Annotated in this window: 19 protein-coding genes and 1 tRNA gene; 1 reads left to right on the top strand and 19 read right to left on the bottom strand. The window is 62.0% G+C overall.

The features are described from left to right. Positions 1-14: 14 nt before the first annotated feature. From nuoL to LJ655_RS28510, 19 genes are all read right to left on the bottom strand, one after another. Positions 15-2,066, bottom strand: a complete 2,052-nt coding sequence (gene nuoL, locus LJ655_RS28420; protein ID WP_230564489.1) for an NADH-quinone oxidoreductase subunit L — start codon at positions 2,064-2,066, stop codon at positions 15-17. A gap of 17 nt (positions 2,067-2,083) precedes the next feature. Then, positions 2,084-2,389: an NADH-quinone oxidoreductase subunit NuoK gene (nuoK, locus tag LJ655_RS28425; RefSeq protein WP_007588140.1), complete on the bottom strand. Its 306-nt coding sequence runs from the start codon at positions 2,387-2,389 to the stop codon at positions 2,084-2,086. A gap of 20 nt (positions 2,390-2,409) precedes the next feature. Next, on the bottom strand, positions 2,410-3,099 hold the full coding sequence (locus tag LJ655_RS28430) for an NADH-quinone oxidoreductase subunit J (RefSeq protein ID WP_230564490.1): 690 nt from the start codon (positions 3,097-3,099) through the stop codon (positions 2,410-2,412). 192 nt (positions 3,100-3,291) lie between these two features. Continuing rightward, positions 3,292-3,780 carry an NADH-quinone oxidoreductase subunit NuoI gene (nuoI, locus tag LJ655_RS28435; protein ID WP_013088942.1) on the bottom strand — a complete coding sequence of 163 codons (489 nt, stop codon included), beginning with the start codon at positions 3,778-3,780 and terminating at the stop codon, positions 3,292-3,294. Positions 3,781-3,795: 15 nt separating this feature from the next. Further along, a complete protein-coding gene (gene nuoH, locus LJ655_RS28440; protein ID WP_230564491.1) occupies positions 3,796-4,860 on the bottom strand; it encodes an NADH-quinone oxidoreductase subunit NuoH in 1,065 nt (354 codons plus the stop codon). Next, positions 4,861-7,194: an NADH-quinone oxidoreductase subunit NuoG gene (gene nuoG / locus LJ655_RS28445; RefSeq protein ID WP_230564492.1), complete on the bottom strand. Its 2,334-nt coding sequence runs from the start codon at positions 7,192-7,194 to the stop codon at positions 4,861-4,863. A gap of 128 nt (positions 7,195-7,322) precedes the next feature. Beyond that, positions 7,323-8,651, bottom strand: a complete 1,329-nt coding sequence (gene nuoF / locus LJ655_RS28450) for an NADH-quinone oxidoreductase subunit NuoF (protein WP_230564493.1) — start codon at positions 8,649-8,651, stop codon at positions 7,323-7,325. Further along, the gene (gene nuoE / locus LJ655_RS28455) at positions 8,648-9,133 is read right to left on the bottom strand and encodes an NADH-quinone oxidoreductase subunit NuoE (RefSeq protein WP_230564494.1); all 486 of its coding nucleotides are present in this window, start codon (positions 9,131-9,133) and stop codon (positions 8,648-8,650) included. Before nuoE ends, nuoF begins: the two co-directional genes overlap by 4 nt. A gap of 133 nt (positions 9,134-9,266) precedes the next feature. Continuing rightward, positions 9,267-10,520 carry an NADH-quinone oxidoreductase subunit D gene (locus tag LJ655_RS28460; RefSeq protein WP_230564495.1) on the bottom strand — a complete coding sequence of 418 codons (1,254 nt, stop codon included), beginning with the start codon at positions 10,518-10,520 and terminating at the stop codon, positions 9,267-9,269. Between the two features lie 9 nt (positions 10,521-10,529). Then, a complete protein-coding gene (locus tag LJ655_RS28465; protein ID WP_230564496.1) occupies positions 10,530-11,132 on the bottom strand; it encodes an NADH-quinone oxidoreductase subunit C in 603 nt (200 codons plus the stop codon). 20 nt (positions 11,133-11,152) lie between these two features. Continuing rightward, the gene (locus tag LJ655_RS28470; RefSeq protein ID WP_006052903.1) at positions 11,153-11,632 is read right to left on the bottom strand and encodes a NuoB/complex I 20 kDa subunit family protein; all 480 of its coding nucleotides are present in this window, start codon (positions 11,630-11,632) and stop codon (positions 11,153-11,155) included. Between the two features lie 62 nt (positions 11,633-11,694). Then, positions 11,695-12,054 carry an NADH-quinone oxidoreductase subunit A gene (locus LJ655_RS28475; RefSeq protein WP_230513376.1) on the bottom strand — a complete coding sequence of 120 codons (360 nt, stop codon included), beginning with the start codon at positions 12,052-12,054 and terminating at the stop codon, positions 11,695-11,697. Positions 12,055-12,208: 154 nt separating this feature from the next. Then, positions 12,209-12,293: transfer RNA gene (locus tag LJ655_RS28480), tRNA-Leu, on the bottom strand. A gap of 112 nt (positions 12,294-12,405) precedes the next feature. Continuing rightward, entirely contained in the window at positions 12,406-12,792 is a 387-nt protein-coding gene (gene secG / locus LJ655_RS28485; protein ID WP_230564497.1) for a preprotein translocase subunit SecG, read from the bottom strand. Positions 12,793-12,874: 82 nt separating this feature from the next. Further along, the gene (gene tpiA, locus LJ655_RS28490; protein WP_230564498.1) at positions 12,875-13,651 is read right to left on the bottom strand and encodes a triose-phosphate isomerase; all 777 of its coding nucleotides are present in this window, start codon (positions 13,649-13,651) and stop codon (positions 12,875-12,877) included. Positions 13,652-13,819: 168 nt separating this feature from the next. Next, complete coding sequence (locus LJ655_RS28495) at positions 13,820-14,836, bottom strand: NAD(P)H-quinone oxidoreductase (RefSeq protein ID WP_230564499.1); 1,017 nt, start codon at positions 14,834-14,836, stop codon at positions 13,820-13,822. 150 nt (positions 14,837-14,986) lie between these two features. Further along, on the bottom strand, positions 14,987-17,122 hold the full coding sequence (gene pnp, locus LJ655_RS28500) for a polyribonucleotide nucleotidyltransferase (protein ID WP_230564500.1): 2,136 nt from the start codon (positions 17,120-17,122) through the stop codon (positions 14,987-14,989). A 351-nt stretch (positions 17,123-17,473) separates the two neighbouring features. Next, the gene (gene rpsO / locus LJ655_RS28505) at positions 17,474-17,746 is read right to left on the bottom strand and encodes a 30S ribosomal protein S15 (protein WP_008920609.1); all 273 of its coding nucleotides are present in this window, start codon (positions 17,744-17,746) and stop codon (positions 17,474-17,476) included. A 205-nt stretch (positions 17,747-17,951) separates the two neighbouring features. After that, the gene (locus tag LJ655_RS28510; RefSeq protein WP_230564501.1) at positions 17,952-19,262 is read right to left on the bottom strand and encodes a branched-chain amino acid ABC transporter substrate-binding protein; all 1,311 of its coding nucleotides are present in this window, start codon (positions 19,260-19,262) and stop codon (positions 17,952-17,954) included. Between the two features lie 186 nt (positions 19,263-19,448). Here LJ655_RS28510 and LJ655_RS28515 point away from each other — a divergent pair, with 186 nt between their 5' ends. Then, positions 19,449-20,000 carry a hypothetical protein gene (locus LJ655_RS28515; protein WP_230564502.1) on the top strand — a complete coding sequence of 184 codons (552 nt, stop codon included), beginning with the start codon at positions 19,449-19,451 and terminating at the stop codon, positions 19,998-20,000. The last annotated feature ends 186 nt before the right edge of the window (positions 20,001-20,186 follow it).

Genomic DNA, 20,186 nt, shown 5'->3' on the forward strand with positions numbered 1-20,186 from the left:
GAGTGTCCCTCGCCTTATTTGCCGCCGAGCGTTACAAACAGGGTCAGGAGCCCCAGCATGCCGATGATCATGGCGAACGCGTAGTGGTAGATGTAGCCGGATTGCAGGAACCGGATCACGCTAGCGAACCAGCCGATAAAGCGTGCGCTGCCGTTGACGACGCCGTCGATCACGACCACGTCGCCTTCCTTCCACAGACCCCGGCCAATGGCGACCGCGCCACGAGCAAACACGACTTCGTTGATCTTGTCCATGTAGTACTTGTTATCGAGCAGCGTGTAGATCGGGCCGAATGCGCGCTTGATGACCGCAGGCAGATCCGGACGGACCAGATACAGGTACCAGGCGACCAGTACGCCAGCGAGCGCGAGCCATACCGGCAGACCCGACACCGAGTGCAGTCCCATCGACGCCCAGCCCTGGAATTCTTCAGCCATCTCATGCAGCGCCGGATGGTTCTCGCTGATGTAGATCACCTTGTCGAACGCGACGCCGTGCTGGAAGAAGTCGCCGAACAGCAGCGGACCGACAGCTATCGCGCCGATCACGATCGACGGAATCGCCAGCAGCACCAGCGGCACCCACACGACCCACGGCGTCTCATGCGGCTCGTGAGCGTGGTCGTCGTGGCCGTGGGCGTCATGCGCATGTGCATGCAACGCGGCTTCGGCGCCCATCGGAGATCCCGGGTGCTTCGGACCGCGGAAGCGCTCCTCGCCATGAAACACCATGAAATACATACGGAACGAATACAGCGCGGTCACGAACACGCTTGCTACCACTGCGAAGTATGCGAAACCCGAGCCCGGCAGATGCGACAGCCTCACCGCGTCGATGATCGAGTCTTTCGAATAGAAGCCTGAGAAGAACGGGGTGCCGATCAGCGCGAGCGAACCGATCAGCGACGTGATCCACGTGATCGGCATGTACTTGCGCAGGCCGCCCATGTTGCGCATGTCCTGATCGTGGTGCATGCCGATGATCACCGAGCCGGCGCCGAGGAACAACAGCGCCTTGAAGAACGCGTGCGTCATCAGATGGAAGACGGCGACCGAATAAGCCGACGCGCCGAGCGCGACCGTCATGTAACCGAGCTGCGACAGCGTGGAATAAGCGACCACACGCTTGATGTCGTTCTGGACGACCCCGAGGAAGCCCATGAAAAGCGCGGTAATCGCACCGATGACCAGGACGAAGGACAGCGCCGTATCCGACAGTTCGAACAGCGGCGACATACGCGTGACCATGAAGATACCGGCCGTCACCATGGTTGCCGCGTGAATCAGCGCGGAGATCGGCGTCGGGCCTTCCATCGAATCGGGCAGCCACACGTGCAGCGGGAACTGCGCCGACTTACCCATCGCGCCGATGAACAGGCAAATGCAGGCGACCGTCAGCAGACCCCAGTCGGTACCCGGAAAATTCAGCGCCGCGAGTTCCGTGCGCTTCGCAAAGACCTCGCCGTAGTTCATCGAACCGGCGAATGCGAACAGCAGACCGATACCGAGCAGGAAACCGAAGTCGCCGACGCGGTTCACGATGAACGCCTTCATGTTCGCGTAGATCGCGCTCTCACGCTTGAAGTAGAAGCCGATCAGCAGGTACGAGACGAGACCCACCGCCTCCCAGCCGAAGAACAACTGCAGGAAGTTGTTGCTCATCACGAGCATCAGCATCGAGAACGTGAACAGCGAGATGTACGAAAAGAAGCGTTGGTAGCCATCGTCGTCGGCCATGTAGCCGATCGTGTAGATGTGCACCATCAACGACACGAAATTCACCACGACGATCATCATCGCGGTCAGCGAGTCGACCAGGAACCCGACCTCGAGCTGCGTCTTGCCGATCGACATCCATTGATAAACGGTCGCGTTGAAGCTCGCGCCGTCCATCACCTGGAAGAACACCATGACCGACAGGACGAACGATATCGCGACGCCGAGGATCGTGACCGAATGCGCGCCCGCTCGCCCTATCGCCTTTCCGAACAGCCCTGCAACCAGCGAACCGGCGAGCGGTGCCAGCGGAATTGCCAACAGCAGGTTTTCATTGAGTATCGTGGACATAACCGCTTTTCCTGAAATTAACCTTTGAGCTGATCGAGATCCTCGACATTGATCGTGTCGAGGCTGCGGAACAGGGTCACCAGAATTGCGAGACCGATCGCCGCTTCGGCAGCGGCAACCGTCAGCACGAAGAAGACGAAAATCTGGCCGTGCACGTCGCCCAGGTAGTGCGAGAACGCGACGAAATTGGTGTTCACCGCGAGCAGCATCAGTTCGATCGCCATCAGAATGATGATGACGTTGCGGCGGTTCAGGAAAATGCCGACGATGCTGATCGCAAACAGGATCGCGCCGAGGACAAGGTAATGGGCAAGGCTCAACATGATTTCTATCTCCTGTCCGCTCAGCTGTTCTTGGCCGGTGCCGAGTCGGCTGCTGCTGCAGCTGCAGCAGCTGCTTCTTCCGCTGCAAGGGTTGCCGCGCTTTTCTCTGACGGCATCTTCACGACGCGCACGCGGTCCTGGGCTCGCACCTTGACCTGGGCGCTGACGTTCTGACGCTTGCTGTCTTTCTTGTGGCTCGAGGTCAGCGCGATCGCAGCGATGATCGCCACCAGCAGAATCAGGCCGGCGATTTCAAACGCGAAGATGTAGTCGGTGTAGATGACTTTGCCGATCAGGCGCGTATTCGACCAATCGCCCATACCGGCGGCGGCCGCGGCCGTGTCGTGCAGCGCCGTGGTGGTCGCGCCATAGCCGTGCCACAGGATCAGCGCGGTTTCGACCACGATGATCGCTCCCACCGCCGAGGCCATCGGCACGAAGCGTTTGAAGTCCTTGCGCAGCACGTCGAGATTGATGTCCAGCATCATCACGACGAACAGGAACAGCACCATCACCGCGCCGACGTAGACCAACACCAGCAGGATCGCGAGGAACTCGGCCTCCAGCAGCATCCAGATCGCCGCTGCGTTGAAGAACGCCAGCACCAGAAACAGTGCGCACGCCACCGGGTTGCGCGAGGTGATCACCTTCAGCCCTGAAACCACCAGGAGCAGCGCGAAGATGTAGAACAGTACGGTCGTGAATTCCATGATTACCGGTTCATCGTTAGGCCATCGTCAGGCATTGTTCTTTGGCACGCGTGCTCGGCAACAGCGGCCGAAACCGCCAGAACCGCCGCACAGGTGCGCCGTGCCGCGGCGCTCAGGCCGCGGCGGTCGGCCCGACAGCAGGCCGTGTTACTGCTTTTACTGCCGCAATTACTGCATCAGCGGGAAAGCGCTTCAACGATACGGTGCATCGGCTGCCTTATTGGCGGCGATCTGCGCTTCGTAGCGGTCGCCGACGGCCAGCAGCATTTCCTTCGTGAAGTACAGGTCGCCGCGCTTCTCGCCGTGATACTCGAGAATGTGCGTCTCGACGATCGAGTCGACCGGGCAGCTTTCTTCGCAAAAACCGCAGAAGATGCACTTGGTCAGGTCGATGTCGTAGCGCGTCGTGCGGCGCGTGTTGTCCGCGCGCGTTTCCGATTCGATCGTGATCGCGAGCGCCGGACACACTGCTTCGCACAGTTTGCACGCGATACAGCGCTCTTCGCCGTTTTCATAGCGGCGCAGCGCATGCAGGCCGCGGAAACGCGGCGAGATCGGGGTCTTCTCTTCCGGGAACTGCACGGTGACCTTGCGCTGGAACGTGTAGCGTCCGGTCAGCGCGAGGCCTTTCAGCAGTTCCGTGAGGAAGAAAGTCTTGAAGAAGTTTTGGATTGCGGTCATAGGTTCGTCCGCCCTTTATTTCCAGATGTTCAACGGCGACATGATCCAGAAGCCGACCACCACGAGCCACACCACACAGACCGGAATGAAGACCTTCCAGCCCAGACGCATGATCTGGTCGTAGCGGTAGCGCGGGAACGTCGCACGCGCCCAGATGAACACCGACAACAGGAGGAAGACCTTGGCGACGAGCCAGACGATGCCCGGGATGAACGACAGGAACCCAAACGGTGCGCTCCAGCCGCCGAGGAACAGAGTTGCAGCCAATGCCGAGATGACGATCATGTTGATGTACTCGGCGAGGAAGAACAGCGCGAACGCCATACCCGAGTAATCGATCATGTGGCCCGCGACGATTTCCGATTCACCTTCCACCACGTCGAACGGATGACGGTTGGTTTCGGCAATGCCCGAGATGAAGTACACGACGAACATCGGCAGCAACGGCAGCCAGTTCCACGACAGGAAGTTCAGGCCGTGCGATGCGAAGAAGCCCTGCTCCTGCGAGCCGACGATGCCCGACAGATTCAGCGTGCCCGCCGTCATCAGCACGACCACGAGCGCGAAGCCCATCGAGATTTCGTATGAGACCATCTGCGCCGCGGCACGCATCGCGCCGAGAAACGCGTATTTCGAGTTCGACGCCCATCCGGCCAGAATCACGCCATATACGCCGATCGACGAGATCGCCATCGCGTACAACAGACCCGCGTTGATGTCGCCGAGCACCGCGCCCGCCTGAAACGGAATCACCGCCCAAACCGCGAACGCCGGCACCACCACCATGATCGGCGCGATGACGTAGATCCAGCGGCTCGCCTGGGCGGGCTGGATCACTTCCTTGAGCAGCAGCTTCAGCACGTCGGCGATCGGCTGCAAGAGTCCACCGGGGCCGACGCGGTTCGGCCCGAGACGCACGTGCATCCAGCCGATCAGCTTACGCTCCCACAGGATCAGGTAAGCGACGCACAGCAGGATCACGACGGCCACCACCAGGATGCGCACGAGCGCCCACACCGTGGGCCATGCCACACCGAGAAGTTGGGCGCCGCCCGAGTTGATCGTATCGAACAAGCTCATTTACGCCTTCTCCACCACCAGTTCACCGAACAGGCTGCCCAGCGCCGCACCGGCAGGCGTAGCCGCCGATACGCGGACGACCGTCTCCGCAAGATTCGCATCGCGCACGGCCGGCAACTGCACCGTTTGCTCGCCCTGACGAACGCGCACCGCGTCGCCCTCTTTCAATCCCAGTTTGTCGAACAGCGCCGCCGGCAGGCCGACCGCGTTCGCCGTACGGGCCGCCGCCGTCAGGTGCAACGACGGCGCGCGACGCACGAGGGCATCGGCATGATAGATCGGCACGTTCGCGAGACGCTCGAACTTGCCTTCCGCCGCCGTCACGGCCTTGCCGCGCGTTACCGCGACGCCGGTGCGGTTCGACAGACGCGAACTCAGGTCACCATCGCCGAGCGCAGCCGTGCGCACTTCTTCAACCGTGTCGTATTCGAAGCCCGGCGCGCCGAGCAGGCTGCCCAGCACGCGCAACACCTTCCAGGCCGGACGCGTGTCGCCGAGCGGACGCACCACGCCATTGAACGCCTGCACGGTACCTTCCGCGTTGACGAAGGAGCCGCCGGTTTCCGTGAACGGCGCGATTGGCAGCAGCACGTCGGCATAGTCGGCGCCCGTCTGGAACGGCGACATGACGACGACCATCTCGGCCTGCTTGAGCGCGGCAAGCGCCTCTGCCGGATTGGCCGTGTCGAATTCCGGTTCGAGATTCAGCAGCAGATAGCCCTTGCGCGGCTGCTCGAACACTTCGCGTGCGTTAAGACCGCCTTCGCCCGGCAGCGCGTTCACGAGGTGCGCGCCGACCGTGTTGGCCGCTTCAGTCAGGAAACCGAGTGTTGCGCCGGTTGCCTCGGCAATCCATTGCGCCGTGGCGTGGATCGCAGCGAAGTCCGGATGACGAACCACTTCGTTGCCAAGCAGCACGACGCGGTGCTCGCCGGTGACCAGCGATTTTGCGATCTGCTTGTGTGCGTCGGTCGGCTGCGTGCCAGCGAATGCTTCCGGCAGCGCGACGCCCTGCGCTTCGCCCACCGCACCGGCGATGCCGGCGAGCATGTCGAGCCATGCCGACGGCGCCGCAACCACACGTCGCGCCTGCGGGATCATCGCGTCGTCGTTGGTGGCCTGGATCAGCGTGAGCGGGGAGCCGCCGCGTGCGACCTGGCGCAGACGTGCGGCGAACAGCGGATGATCCCGGCGCAGATCCGAACCGATCACGAGCGCCGCATCGACGTTCGACAGATCGGCGATCGTGCTGCCGAGCCACGGCGCGCCAGTCACGGGCGCCGAAAAATCCGACTGACGCAGGCGGAAGTCGACGTTCGGCGTGCCGACGGCTTGCGCGACCTGCTTCAGCAGAAATAGCTCTTCGACCGTGCTATGCGCGCTCGACAGCGCCGCGAGCGCCTGCGCACCATGGTCGCCCTTGATGCCCTTCAGACCCTTGACCACGTATTCGAGCGCGGTTTGCCAGTCGGTTTCGACCCACTGGCCGCCCTGCTTGAGCATCGGTCTCGTCAGACGTTCGGGGCTGTTGAGGCCTTCGTATGAGAAGCGGTCCTTGTCCGAAATCCAGCACTCGTTGATCGCTTCGTTTTCGAACGGCAGAACGCGCATCACGCGACTGTTCTTCACCTGCACGATGAGGTTCGCGCCGACGGAATCGTGCGGGCTCACCGACTTGCGGCGCGACAGCTCCCACGTCCGGGCGCTGTAGCGGAACGGCTTGCTCGTGAGCGCGCCGACCGGGCACAGGTCGATCATGTTGCCCGACAGTTCGGAGTCGACCGTCTTGCCGACGAACGACGTGATTTCCGAATGCTCGCCGCGACCCAGCATGCCGAGTTCCATCACACCGGCGATTTCCTGACCGAAGCGAACGCAACGCGTGCAGTGGATGCAGCGCGACATCTCTTCCATCGAGATCAGCGGGCCCACGTTCTTGTGGAACACCACGCGCTTTTCTTCGCTGTAGCGAGACGACGACTTGCCGTAGCCAACTGCCAGATCCTGCAACTGGCATTCGCCGCCCTGGTCGCAGATCGGGCAATCGAGCGGATGGTTGATCAGCAGGAATTCCATCACGGCTTGTTGGCCCTTCACCGCCTTGTCCGACTTGGTGCGCACGATCATGCCGGCCGACACCGGGGTCGCGCACGCTGGCACGGCCTTCGGCATCTTCTCTACATCGACCAGACACATCCGGCAATTGGCCGCAATCGACAGCTTCTTGTGATAGCAGAAGTGAGGAATGTAGGTGTCGACCTTATGCGCAGCCTGGATCACCATGCTGCCTTCAGGCACCTCGACTTTCTTGCCGTCTATTTCCAGTTCAACCATGATGGTCAATCTTCCTTAACCTGTTACCGCTCAATCGTTCGCCTGTTCATCGCCCGCTTCGGGCGATGAATCCTGCGGTTGAGGTGTTCGTCTGGTAGTTATCCGTCAGCCGAATCTGTCGGGCCGACTCAGGCAGCCACTGTTTCGGGCGCCGCCGCCGTGCCGGCATGGCCGCCGACGAGGCAATGCTTGTGAGCGACGTGATATTCGAATTCGTCCCAGTAGTGCTTGAGCATGCCCCGGACCGGCATGGCGGCTGCGTCGCCCAGCGCGCAGATCGTGCGGCCCATGATGTTTTCCGCGACGGAGTTCAGCAGATCCAGATCTTCCTGGCGACCGAGACCATGTTCGATACGATGCACCACGCGGTACAGCCAGCCCGTGCCTTCGCGGCAAGGCGTGCACTGACCGCACGACTCTTCGTAATAGAAGTACGACAGACGCAGCAGCGAGCGCACCATGCAGCGCGTCTCGTCCATCACGATCACGGCGCCCGAACCGAGCATCGAGCCAGCCTTCGCGATCGAGTCGTAATCCATGTCGGTCTGCATCATCATGTCGCCCGGAATCACCGGTGCCGACGAACCGCCAGGAATCACGGCCTTGATCTTCTTGCCACCACGCATACCGCCGGCGAGCTCCATCAGCGTCGCGAACGGCGTGCCGAGCGGGATTTCATAATTGCCCGGCCGCTCGACGTCGCCCGACACCGAGAAAATCTTCGTGCCGCCGTTGTTCGGTTTGCCGATTTCGAGGTAATTCTGCGGGCCGATGGCGAGCAGGAACGGCACCGCCGCGAACGTTTCGGTGTTATTGATCGTGGTCGGCTTGCCGTACACGCCGAAGCTCGCCGGGAACGGCGGCTTGAAGCGCGGCTGCCCCTTCTTGCCCTCGAGGGATTCGAGCAGGGCGGTTTCCTCGCCGCAGATATACGCGCCGTAACCGTGATGCGCGTGCAGCTGGAACGAGAAGCCCGAGCCCATGATGTTGTCGCCGAGGAACCCGGCGCGGCGAGCTTCTTCTAACGCTTGTTCAAAGCGCTTGTAGACTTCCCAGATTTCGCCGTGAATATAGTTGTAGCCGACCGTGATGCCCATCGCGTACGCACCGATCGCCATGCCTTCGATCAGCGCATGCGGATTGAAGCGAAGGATGTCACGGTCCTTGAACGTACCCGGTTCGCCCTCGTCCGAATTGCAGACGAGGTATTTCTGGCCCGGGAACTGACGCGGCATGAAGCTCCACTTCAGACCGGTCGGGAAGCCCGCACCGCCGCGCCCGCGCAGACCCGACGCCTTGACGTCGGCGATCACCTGCTCGGCGGGAATCTTTTCTTCGAGGATGCGGCGCAGCTGCGCATAACCGCCGCGCGCTACGTAGTCTTCGAGATGCCAGTTGTCGCCGTTCAGCCCGGCGAGAATCAGCGGTTTGATGTGACGATCATGTAAAGCCGTCATTTCGAAAGTTCCTCGAGCAGCTGGTCGATCTTCTCGCGGCTCATGAAGCTGCACATACGGTGGTTGTTCACCAGCATCACCGGCGCGTCGCCGCACGAACCCATGCACTCACCTTCTTTCAGGGAGAACTTGCCGTCGGGCGTGGTTTCGCCGAAGTCGATGCCGAGCTTCTGCTTCAGGTATTCGGCGGCGCTTTCCGAACCGCCGTCCGGGCCGAGCTGACACGGCAGATTCGTGCAGAGCGTGATCTTGTACTTGCCGACCGGCGACGTCTCGTACATCGTGTAGAAGGTCGCCACCTCCTGCACGGCGATCGCCGGCATGCCAAGATAATCCGCGACGAACTGCATAAGTTCGGGCGACAGCCAGCCATGCTCGTCCTGAGCAATGGCCAACGCCGACATCACGGCGGACTGTTTCTGATCGGCGGGATACTTCGCGATCGCACGATCGATTTCTTTCAGGCCTTCAGCTGAGATCATTTTCAGACACGACTCTTTCAATTCCTACCGAACGAAAACCTGTCGCGTACGTCAGACTGCGACAGACCCGGCGTTCCTTTGCTTGACGCGCGTGGCGGTGCGACGACCGCAGACCCGCGTCGCTGAATACGTCCTAGCGATCCACTTCGCCGAACACGATGTCCTGCGTGCCGATGATCGTCACGGCGTCCGCGATCATGTGGCCGCGCGCCATTTCGTCGAGCGCGGACAGGTGCGCGTAACCCGGGGCGCGAATCTTCAGGCGATACGGCTTGTTAGCGCCGTCCGAGATCAGATAGATGCCGAACTCGCCCTTCGGATGTTCGACTGCGGCGTACGCCTCCCCTTCCGGCACATGGAAGCCCTCGGTGAACAGCTTGAAGTGATGGATCAGATCTTCCATGTTCGACTTCATGCCGACTCGCGACGGCGGCGCAACCTTGTGATTGTCCGTCATCACCGGGCCCGGATTTTTGCGCAGCCACTCAATGCACTGTTTCGCGATCCGCGTTGATTGACGCATTTCTTCGACGCGCACCAGGTAGCGGTCGTAGCAGTCGCCGTTCACGCCGACCGGAATGTCGAAGTCGAGCTTGTCATACACTTCGTACGGCTGCTTCTTGCGCAGGTCCCACTCGACACCCGAGCCGCGCAGCATCGCGCCGGTCATGCCGAGCTGCAGCGCGCGCTCCGGGCTGACCACGCCGATGCCGACCAGACGCTGCTTCCAGATCCGGTTGTCGGTGAGCAGCGTTTCGTATTCGTCGACGCACTTCGGGAAGCGCGTAAAGAAATCGTCGATGAAGTCGAGCAGCGAACCCTGACGGTTCTCGTTCATCTTCGACAACGCCTTCGCATTGCGGATCTTCGACGCCTTGTATTGCGGCATTGCGTCAGGCAGATCGCGATAGACGCCACCCGGACGATAGTAGGCCGCGTGCATCCGTGCGCCGGACACCGCTTCATACACATCCATCAGGTCTTCGCGTTCGCGGAATGCATACAGGAACACCGCCATCGCGCCGACGTCGAGCGCATGCGCGCCGATCCACATCAGATGGTTCAACACCCGCGTGATTTCGTCGAACAGGACCCGAATGTATTGCGCGCGCAGCGGCACGTCGATGCCGAGCAGCTTTTCGATGGCGAGCACATAGCCGTGCTCGTTGACCATCATCGACACGTAGTCGAGACGGTCCATGTACGGCACTGATTGGATGAACGTCTTGCCTTCGGCAAGCTTTTCAGTCGCGCGATGCAGCAGACCGATGTGCGGATCGGCGCGCTGGATCACTTCGCCGTCGAGTTCGAGCACGAGCCGCAGCACACCGTGCGCTGCCGGGTGCTGCGGACCGAAGTTGAGCGTGTAGTTCTTGATCTCTGCCATGACGTTCTCTTAGTGTTTCAGACCGCCATAGCGATCCTCGCGGATCACGCGCGGTGTGATTTCCCGCGGCTCGATCGTCACCGGTTGATAGACGACGCGCTTCTCTTCCGGGTCGTAACGCATCTCGACGTAACCGGAGATCGGAAAATCCTTGCGGAACGGGTGACCGATGAAACCGTAGTCGGTCAGGATGCGGCGCAGGTCCGGGTGACCTTCGAAGACGATGCCGTACAAGTCGAACGCTTCGCGCTCGTACCAGTTGACCGAATTCCAGATTTCGACGACGGACGGCAGGATCGGCATGTCGTCGTCCGGCGCGAATACGCGCAGACGTAGACGCCAGTTGTTCTGCACCGACAGCAGATGCAGCACGGCCGCAAAACGCGGGCCGTCGTAAGCGCCATCGGCATAGGTTTGATAATCGACGCCGCACAGGTCAACGCACTGCTCGAAACCGAGCGTGCGGTCGTCGCGCAGACGCCTTGCCACGTTGAGGTAATCGCTCGCCTTCACGACGATCGTCAACTCACCGACTGCCTCGGTGGTGCTCAACAGGAGGCCGCCAAAGGCCGCCTCGAGGTTCGCTTTCAGGGTCTCGAGTTTGCTTGCCATATAGTGGGGAGGCGTTGGCCTTATTGACGGGCGATGGTGTTGGTGCGGCGAATCTTGGCTTGCAGCTGGATCACGCCGTACACCAGCGCTTCCGCCGTGGGCGGACAACCCGGCACGTACACGTCGACCGGAACGATCCGGTCGCAGCCGCGCACGACCGAGTAAGAGTAGTGGTAATAGCCACCGCCGTTCGCGCACGAGCCCATCGAGATCACCCAGCGCGGCTCGGCCATCTGGTCGTAGACCTTGCGCAGAGCGGGCGCCATCTTGTTGCACAGCGTGCCGGCGACGATCATCACGTCCGACTGACGCGGACTCGGACGAAACACCACACCAAAACGGTCGAGGTCATAACGGGCAGCCCCCGCATGCATCATCTCGACCGCACAGCACGCAAGACCGAACGTCATCGGCCACAGCGAGCCGGTGCGCGTCCAGTTGATCAGTTTGTCTGCCGTAGTGGTGACAAACCCTTCCTTCAAGACCCCTTCGATACTCATTTGCTTTCCACTCCAGACTGGGCGGCAAGCCTGGCCACCCACGCAAACCGGCGATTAATCCATCATTCCCAGTCGAGGCCGCCCTTCTTCCAGATATAGGCAAAGCCAAGCAGGAACTCGAGCAGGAAAATCATCATTGCCGTGAAACCAGCCCAGCCGATGTCACGCAACGCCACGCCCCACGGGAACAGGAACGCGGTTTCAAGGTCGAAAATAATGAAGAGAATGGCGACGAGGTAGTAGCGCACGTCGAACTTCATGCGCGCATCTTCGAATGCTTCGAAGCCGCACTCGTACGGTGCGTTTTTCTCGGTGTCGGGCTTGTTGGGACCGAGGATCTTGCCGATACTGACCAGTGCTACGCCTAAACCGGTGCCCACAATAAGGAACAACAAAACGGGGAAATAGGCTGCGAGGTTCAAGACAATCCTCAATCGGTTGGTTCTGAGTGCCGTCAGGAGCATAGCACCCCTGACGCGAAATCACTTTCTCAACGTACATGGCGCAAGCCCTGCGCGCGCCAGAAGTGAAAATGCCAGCCGAAGCGAAGCAAACGGCTGGCATTTAGATAACATTTGGTGCCGACGGCGAGACTCGAACTCGCACAGCTTTCGCCACTACCCCCTCAAGATAGCGTGTCTACCAATTTCACCACGTCGGCACTATATGCAATCCGGGAAAACAACTTGTAAAACCCGCGAATCGCTTCAAGACTTGAATTCTAACTTGTTTAAGCGGATTGTTCAACGCACAAGAGCACGTCGGCCGAAAATTTATTTCGGCACGCCCGTCGCCGGAACGGACGCTGGCGAAGCCGGCGTTGCAGGCGACGGCGCCACTGGAGCCGAGCCCGCAGCCGGCGCCGAAGCAACAACCGGCGCAGTGACTGCCGCACCCAGCACGCCTGCCGAAGGCTTCACGCGGTACGCGCCAAGGTAAGTGAGCGCCAGCGTCGTGACAAAAAACAGCGCCGCGAGCACAGCCGTGGTACGCGAGAGGAAGTTCGCCGACCCCGTCGCGCCGAACAGGCTGCCCGACGCTCCGCTGCCGAAAGCCGCGCCCATATCGGCACCCTTGCCGTGCTGCAACAAGACGAGCCCGATGACCCCGAGCGCCGACAATAACTGAACGACGATAATCAACGTTTTCAAATACAGCATCACACTCACCTGAGTCTTTATTTAACCGCGCCGCACACTTTGTGTTGCGCTAAATGGAGTCATCCTTGCCGAGACGCCCTGCTTAACCGGCAACGCTGGTTGCGGCCGCCGCCTTGCAGATCGCCAGGAAATCCTGAGCTTTCAACGACGCGCCGCCAATCAGGCCACCGTCGATATCGAGTTGACGAAACAACTCTTCCGCGTTGTCCGGCTTCACGCTGCCGCCGTACAGCAACGGCACGTCCGCCGCGCCCTCTGCCGCGAGACGCGCACGTAGAAACGCGTGCACGGCCTGCGCCTGCTCCGCCGACGCACTCTTGCCGGTGCCAATTGCCCACACCGGCTCATACGCAACGACGAGGCGCGCCGCTTCCTGAGCCGACAGCTTCGCGAGCACCTCGTCGAGTTGCGCGCCGACCACCCGCTCGGTCAAACCACCTTCGCGTTCCTCGAGGGTTTCGCCGACACAGACGATCGGCGTCAGACCCGCTTCGAGCGCACGCTGCGTTTTGACCGCCACCAGTTCGGCGCTTTCGCGGTGATACGCACGACGCTCCGAGTGCCCGACGATCGCAAGCGTGGCGCCGAAGTCCGTCACCATCGGCGCGGCCACTTCGCCGGTATAGGCGCCGTGCGTGAATGCGGACACATCCTGCACGCCCCACACGACCGGACTGCCTTCGAGCAGCGACTGCGCCTGCGCGACATAGAGGCTCGGCACGCATACACCGACGCGCACGTCGGCCGGCAATTCATCGGCGCCCTGCGCTACCGCCTGCAACAACGCGGTATTCGCGGCGAGCCGCCCATGCATCTTCCAGTTACCGACGACCAGCTTGCCTCGTTGTTGTTTCGACATCGTCTCGTGTTGTCCTGTCTTGGCAGTCCTGCCTGCTCTGCTGGCGGACTTAGCTAACGTCTCGCTACAGGTTCTTGCCTGCGCTCGCGGTCCGCCCGCCGCTTCTACCCGGCGCGCGCAAAACGCGCAATTTTACTGCGTGGGGTGGATCGGGTCAAACCGATGCCGTCAAGCGTCCTGACCCCAAGTCAGCACGATCTTGCCGACGTGCGCGCTGCTTTCCATCAGCGAATGCGCGTCGGCAGCCTGGACGGCAGGAAACACGCGATGTATGACTGGTTTGATGCGCCCGGCTTCGAGATGCGGCCACACGCGCTCCTTCAGTTGCGCGGCGATTTGCGCCTTGAATTCGACCGGCCGCGGCCGCAGCGTCGAACCGGTGAGCGTGAGCCGCCGGCGCAACATTTCATTCAGGTTCAACTCCGCCTTAGCGCCGCCGAGCAGCGCGATCAGGACGATGCGGCCGCCGTCGGCGAGCGCCGACAGCTCGCGCGGCACGTAGCTGCCCGCCACCATGTCGAGGATCACGTCGACGCCGCGATCGTTGGTCAGCGACTTGATGACCTCGACGAAATCTTCAGTCTTGTAGTTGATCGCCCGTTCGGCGCCGAGCGCTTCGCACGCGCGACACTTTTCGTCCGAGCCGGCGGTGGCGAACACACGGAAACCGAGGGCATGCGCAATCTGGATCGCAGTCACACCGATCCCGCTCGACCCACCCTGCACGAGCAGCGTTTCGTTCGGACCGCCTTCACCCTGGCCGAGTTGCGCGCGATTGAACACGTTGCTCCACACCGTGAAGAATGTCTCGGGCAGCGAAGCCGCCTCGATATCCGACAACCCCACCGGCACCGGCAGGCACTGCAGGAGCGGCGCCGCCGCATACTCGGCGTAGCCGCCGCCCGCGAGCAGCGCGCACACGCGATCGCCGATTTTCAGACTGAACGGGTTGTTCTTCGGCTCGATTGCGCCACCGACGATCTCGCCCGCCACCTCCAGCCCCGGCAGATCCGACGCCCCCGGTGGAGGCGCATAGCCGCCCTTGCGCTGAAACACATCCGGACGATTGATGCCGGATGCCGCCACCTTGATGAGCACCTCACCCGCCTTGAGCTGCGGCGTCGGACGCTCCGCCAGCTTGAGGACTTCCGGCGCACCGAATTCGGTGATTTCGATCGCTTTCATCTGCGTCAACTCCAAGATTGGATTGTGTTGCCTATCCGTTGCTGTCGGCCGCCTGAGTGCCGCGTCGCCACTCGAATCCGCAACGCAATCCATCCTGCATGAAAAACGGCCGGCGCGCATTACGCAACCGGCCGTTTTTTCGCTACCGCATTATTGCGGCGTCGGCTCGCCTTGCGGCGCGTCGTTCAGCAACGCCTTTGCCGACAGACGCACACGACCCTTCTCGTCCGTCTGGATGACCTTGACCTTCACTTGCTGGCCGTCCTTCAGGTAGTCGTTGATGTCCTTGATGCGCTCGTTCGCAATCTCGGAGATGTGCAGCAGACCATCCTTACCCGGCAGGATGTTCACGATCGCGCCGAAATCGAGCAGCTTGAGCACGGTGCCTTCGTACACCTGGCCGACTTCCACTTCCATCGTGATCGCTTCGATACGACGCTTCGCTTCGGCCATGCCTTCGCTATTCGTGCTCGCGATCGTGACAACGCCGTCGTCCGAAATGTCGATCGTCGTGCCGGTTTCTTCGGTCAGCGCACGGATCACCGAGCCGCCCTTGCCGATCACGTCGCGGATCTTTTCCGGGTTGATCTTGATCGTGATCATGCGTGGCGCAAACTCCGACAGCTGCGTATTCGCACCTGCCACGGCCGAGGTCATCTTGCCGAGGATGTGCATGCGGCCCTCCTTCGCCTGCGCGAGCGCGACCTGCATGATTTCCTTCGTGATGCCCTGGATCTTGATGTCCATCTGCAGCGCGGTCACACCTTGCTCGGTACCCGCGACCTTGAAGTCCATGTCGCCGAGGTGATCTTCGTCGCCGAGGATGTCGGTCAGCACCGCGAAGCGGTTGCCTTCGAGAATCAGGCCCATCGCGATACCGGCGACGTGCGCCTTCATCGGCACGCCGGCGTCCATCAGCGCGAGGCAGCCGCCGCACACCGAAGCCATCGACGAGGAACCGTTCGACTCGGTGATTTCCGACACGACGCGGATCGAGTAGCCGAATTCGTCGGCGCTCGGCAGGCACGCGACGAGCGCGCGCTTCGCGAGTCGGCCGTGGCCGATTTCACGGCGCTTCGGCGAACCGACGCGGCCCGTTTCGCCGGTAGCGAACGGAGGCATGTTGTAGTGAAGCATAAAGCGTTCGCGGTACTCGCCTTCGAGCGCGTCGATGCTTTGCTCGTCGCCCTTCGTGCCGAGCGTCGCGATGACCAGTGCCTGCGTCTCGCCGCGCGTGAACAGCGCCGAGCCGTGGGCACGCGGAAGCACGCCAGTGCGGATTTCGATCGGGCGCACAGTGCGCGTATCGCGGCCGTCGATACGCGGCTCGCCGTTCAGGATCTGCGTACGAACGATTTTCGCTTCGATGTCGAACAGCACGTTGCCGACCGACGCCTTGTCGGCCGCCACGGTGCCCGCTGCCGCCGCTTCTTCCTCGAGCTTCGCCGAAGTCGCCGCGTAGACTTCCTTCAGCTTGGTCGAGCGAGCCTGCTTGTCGCGGATCTGGTAAGCGGCGAGCAGATCGGCTTGCGCGAGTTCGGTCACACGCGCGATCAGCGCTTCGTTCTTCGCGGCCGGTTGCCAGTCCCACTCAGGCTTGCCGCCTTCGCGGACCAGTTCGTGGATTGCGTCGATCGCGGTTTGCATCTGCTCGTGACCGAACACGACGGCGCCGAGCATGACTTCTTCGCTCAACTGCTGCGCTTCCGATTCGACCATCAGCACCGCGCGCTCCGTGCCGGCGACGACGAGGTCGAGCGCCGACTCCTTCATCTGTGCGCGCGTCGGGTTCAGCACGTATTCGTTGTTGATGTAAGCCACGCGCGCCGCGCCGACCGGGCCGTTGAACGGCAGACCGGACACCGCGAGCGCCGCCGAGGCGCCGATCAGCGCGGGGATGTCGGCGGGGATTTCCGGATTCAGCGACAGCACGTGAATCACGACCTGAACTTCGTTGTAGAAGCCTTCCGGGAAAAGCGGGCGCAGCGGGCGGTCGATCAGGCGCGAGATCAGCGTCTCCCCTTCCGACGGACGGCCTTCGCGGCGGAAGAAGCCTCCCGGGATCTTGCCGGCGGCGTAGGTCTTTTCGAGGTAGTCGACGGTCAGGGGGAAGAAGTCCTGGCCCGGCTTTGCGGTCTTCGCGCCGACCACGGTGGCGAGCACCACGGTATCTTCGACGTCGACGATTACCGCGCCGCTCGCCTGGCGAGCGATTTCACCGGTTTCAAGGCGAACGTTGTGCTGCCCCCACTTAAACTCTTTGACGATCTTGTTAAACATAGTCATTGCATTTCCTCATCGTAATGCCGCGCAGACCAGAAGCGGCGCGGCAACGCCGGGACCGGCACCGCATGGGAAGAGTCGTGCTATGCCATTCCAGAGAGCCACGTGCTGCGAATGCGCGCGAACCGCTGGAATGACACAAAACTCCGCCCTGAAGCCCGGCCATATTCCTGTTACTGCCTGTTTTACTGCTGTTTTGCCACCGCTACTGCTATTGCGTTGCTCAGGGACGCCGCGCGGACCGGGATATGCCGCGGATCACAGACCCGACGCGTCACACAAAGCGCACCGCGCAAAAACAAAATGCCTGTATCAGCGAAACTGACACAGGCATCTTGCTGAACGACTGGCCGATTACTTACGCAGACCCAGCTTCTCGATCAGGCTGCGGTAACGGTCCGCGTCCTTGCCCTTCAGGTAGTCGAGCAGCTTGCGACGGCGGCTCACCATGCGCAGCAGACCGCGGCGGCTGTGGTGATCCTTCGTGTGCTCCTTGAAGTGGGAGGTCAGTTCGTTGATACGGGTCGTGAGCAGCGCGACCTGAACTTCGGGAGAGCCGGTGTCGTTGGCTGCGCGTGCGAATTGCGCGACGACTTCGGACTTCTTGCTTGCTTCAACTGCGGACATGTCAATTTCCTTGATAACTGGACAGGCGGTCACGGAAGAAAGGCCGTGCCGTGGGATACCCGTTTCACAATCTGCTGAGTCCCGTTCGTGGCCGAGTTGACTGAATCTCAACACCCAGCCCAACAACGGGACGCGTATTGTAGCACAGCCCGCCTCGGCCGCGAACCCCGACCAGCAAGGCGAAATGAGCACCGCTCGCGGCCGCTCAAGGCCGCCGCATCCGACAGACCGTCGGCAATGTCGTGCGCTCGGCCGGCAGCGCCAGCACCGTGCGAAACCCATAGCCGGAGCCTTCGTTGTCGAAAGGCACGCCCGGCGTGCCGGCTTTGGTCATCTGCATTACGTAAAGGGGCTGGATCAACTGGTGGTCGTCGGGGCGCATCCACGATGCGTGAAAGCCGTTCTCGAAGCGGATGCCCTCGAGCGCTCTCGCGACCGCCGTCGGATCGGCGCTGCCCGCGCGGTTCATCGCGGCGGCAAGCGTTTCGACCATCAGGGGGATGCGCAGGACCAGGTAGTCGTCCTGGGCGGCCGGAAAGCGCGCGCGGAACGCCGCGTACCATGCGTCGGAAGCCCTGCCGCCGACGTTCGGATGCCACTCCGCCACGGCGATCACGTGACCCACACCCGCGTCGCCGAGCGCGGCCGGAGCGCCGAGGCTGTTGCCGTAGAACGTGTAAAACTTCGTGTCGAGACCCTGCTCGCGTGCCGCCTTCACGAGCAGCGTCAGATCGTTGCCCCAATTCCCGGTGATCACCGCGTCTGCGCCGCTCGCGCGTATTTTCGCGATATACGGCGCGAAGTCCTTCACGCGGCCGATCGGATGAAATTCGTCGCCGACCACCGCGATGTCGGGACGCCTGGACGCGAGCGATGAACGCGCGAGGCTGCTCACGTCGTGGCCGAAGCTGTAATCCTGGTTCAGCAGATAGACCCTCTTCACGGCCTTGTCGCGCTCGATTACATCGGCGAGCGCGGCCATGCGCATGCCCGCGTGCGCGTCGAAGCGGAAGTGCCAGAAGCTGCAATCTGCGTTGGTGAGCGCGGGGTCGTCGGCGGAGTAGTTGAGGAAAAGTTCGCGGTTGTCCGGTTCGCGGCTGTTCTGTTTGTCGATCGCGCCGATCAGCGCCGCGGCGACCGCCGAGCCGTTGCCTTGGAGGATGTAGCCGATATGACGGTCCGCAGCCGCACGCAATTGCGTCAGCGCTTCCTCGGTGCTGCCCTTGCTGTCGAGCACGACGAGTTCGAACGGATGAATGCCGTCCGCGAACTTTACGCCCCCGTGCGCGTTCACCTGCTCGACACCGAACCGAAGATTGCGCTCGACCGCCGCGCCCGCGTTCGCGAACGGACCGGACATGCCTTCGATCAACGCGAGCTGGATTGGTGTGCCGGTGGACTTGCCGGCCGCCGTCGGGCCGGGCGCCGTCGCGGCGTGCGTCACGCTCGCCGCTGCCATCGCCATCGAAATCGCTGTCAGCGCCAGCGCCGCCGTCCGTTGCCACATCGCCATCATTGTGTCCTGCCCGAATCTTTCGAAGCGCGGATCATAGGACGCCGCCCATGAAATAGGCAAGCCGGTGCAACTTTACCGGCGTAACGCCGGGCACGGTCCGGCGAGGCGATTCATTTACTGCGGCACATGTCAAAATGATGCGTCTCGATGCTAAAAATGCCCACTCGAACGCCATCGGAGGAATACATGTTCGACCGCCACCACCGCACGGCGGCCTCTGTCGCGAGGCCGGCCGGCGCCCGTCTGCGCCGTGCCGCGTTCGCCTGCCTCAGCGCGCTCGCGCTCGGCGGCTGCTTGCAGCCGTGGCAGCAATATCAGCAGGGTGCGGACGTCTCGACGGTCATCGCCCGGCTCGGTCCGCCGCGCGAAACCTACGATCTCCCGGACGGCGGCAAGCGTCTGATGTGGCCGACCCAACCGATGGGCGAAACCACCACGGCCGCCGACATCGACGCGGCCGGCAAGATCGTCGACATGCGCCAGGTGCTGCAGCCCAACGAGTTCTATCGCGCCGAAATCGGCAAATGGACGCGCAGCGACGTGCTGGTGAACTTCGGCCGTCCGGTCGAAACGTCGTACTTCCCGATGATGAGGCGCGAAGTCTGGACCTATCGCTATCTCGAAGACAATGTCTGGTACATGCTCTACAGCTTCTATTTCGACGACCAGGGCATCCTGCGCCTCACGCAAAAGACCCCCGACCCGCTGCACGAACCCGATCGCCGCAACATGTTCTGATCGCACCGGGAGTCGTTTTCGGACACAGCACCAAAATCTCAAAAAGCCACCTTCGATAGGTGGCTCAGACTGCTGACCAACCCCACGTTTTTCGGAGCGTGGGGTTTTGTTTTTCAGGCGAGGCGAGTTTTGTCGTGGGGTCCGAGAATTTGTGCGATGAAGGCCAGTATCGAGCTGGCGAGGCGC

Source organism: Paraburkholderia translucens, assembly GCF_020881035.1.
Lineage (GTDB): Bacteria > Pseudomonadota > Gammaproteobacteria > Burkholderiales > Burkholderiaceae > Paraburkholderia > Paraburkholderia translucens.

What these genes read in the sequence shown, in the direction of transcription:
- nuoK (WP_007588140.1), bottom strand. Translation starts at nt 2,389, where the DNA reads ATGTTGAGCCTTGCCCATTACCTTGTCCTCGGCGCGATCCTGTTTGCG.
- LJ655_RS28470 (WP_006052903.1), bottom strand. Translation starts at nt 11,632, where the DNA reads ATGAGTATCGAAGGGGTCTTGAAGGAAGGGTTTGTCACCACTACGGCA.
- nuoI (WP_013088942.1), bottom strand. Translation starts at nt 3,780, where the DNA reads ATGACCGCAATCCAAAACTTCTTCAAGACTTTCTTCCTCACGGAACTG.
- nuoL (WP_230564489.1), bottom strand. Translation starts at nt 2,066, where the DNA reads ATGTCCACGATACTCAATGAAAACCTGCTGTTGGCAATTCCGCTGGCA.
- rpsO (WP_008920609.1), bottom strand. Translation starts at nt 17,746, where the DNA reads ATGTCCGCAGTTGAAGCAAGCAAGAAGTCCGAAGTCGTCGCGCAATTC.
- LJ655_RS28495 (WP_230564499.1), bottom strand. Translation starts at nt 14,836, where the DNA reads ATGAAAGCGATCGAAATCACCGAATTCGGTGCGCCGGAAGTCCTCAAG.
- LJ655_RS28515 (WP_230564502.1), top strand. Translation starts at nt 19,449, where the DNA reads ATGTTCGACCGCCACCACCGCACGGCGGCCTCTGTCGCGAGGCCGGCC.
- secG (WP_230564497.1), bottom strand. Translation starts at nt 12,792, where the DNA reads ATGCTGTATTTGAAAACGTTGATTATCGTCGTTCAGTTATTGTCGGCG.
- LJ655_RS28460 (WP_230564495.1), bottom strand. Translation starts at nt 10,520, where the DNA reads ATGGCAGAGATCAAGAACTACACGCTCAACTTCGGTCCGCAGCACCCG.
- LJ655_RS28465 (WP_230564496.1), bottom strand. Translation starts at nt 11,132, where the DNA reads ATGGCAAGCAAACTCGAGACCCTGAAAGCGAACCTCGAGGCGGCCTTT.
- nuoH (WP_230564491.1), bottom strand. Translation starts at nt 4,860, where the DNA reads ATGAGCTTGTTCGATACGATCAACTCGGGCGGCGCCCAACTTCTCGGT.
- nuoE (WP_230564494.1), bottom strand. Translation starts at nt 9,133, where the DNA reads ATGATCTCAGCTGAAGGCCTGAAAGAAATCGATCGTGCGATCGCGAAG.
- LJ655_RS28510 (WP_230564501.1), bottom strand. Translation starts at nt 19,262, where the DNA reads ATGATGGCGATGTGGCAACGGACGGCGGCGCTGGCGCTGACAGCGATT.
- nuoF (WP_230564493.1), bottom strand. Translation starts at nt 8,651, where the DNA reads ATGACGGCTTTACATGATCGTCACATCAAACCGCTGATTCTCGCCGGG.
- nuoG (WP_230564492.1), bottom strand. Translation starts at nt 7,194, where the DNA reads ATGGTTGAACTGGAAATAGACGGCAAGAAAGTCGAGGTGCCTGAAGGC.
- tpiA (WP_230564498.1), bottom strand. Translation starts at nt 13,651, where the DNA reads ATGTCGAAACAACAACGAGGCAAGCTGGTCGTCGGTAACTGGAAGATG.
- LJ655_RS28430 (WP_230564490.1), bottom strand. Translation starts at nt 3,099, where the DNA reads ATGGAATTCACGACCGTACTGTTCTACATCTTCGCGCTGCTCCTGGTG.
- pnp (WP_230564500.1), bottom strand. Translation starts at nt 17,122, where the DNA reads ATGACTATGTTTAACAAGATCGTCAAAGAGTTTAAGTGGGGGCAGCAC.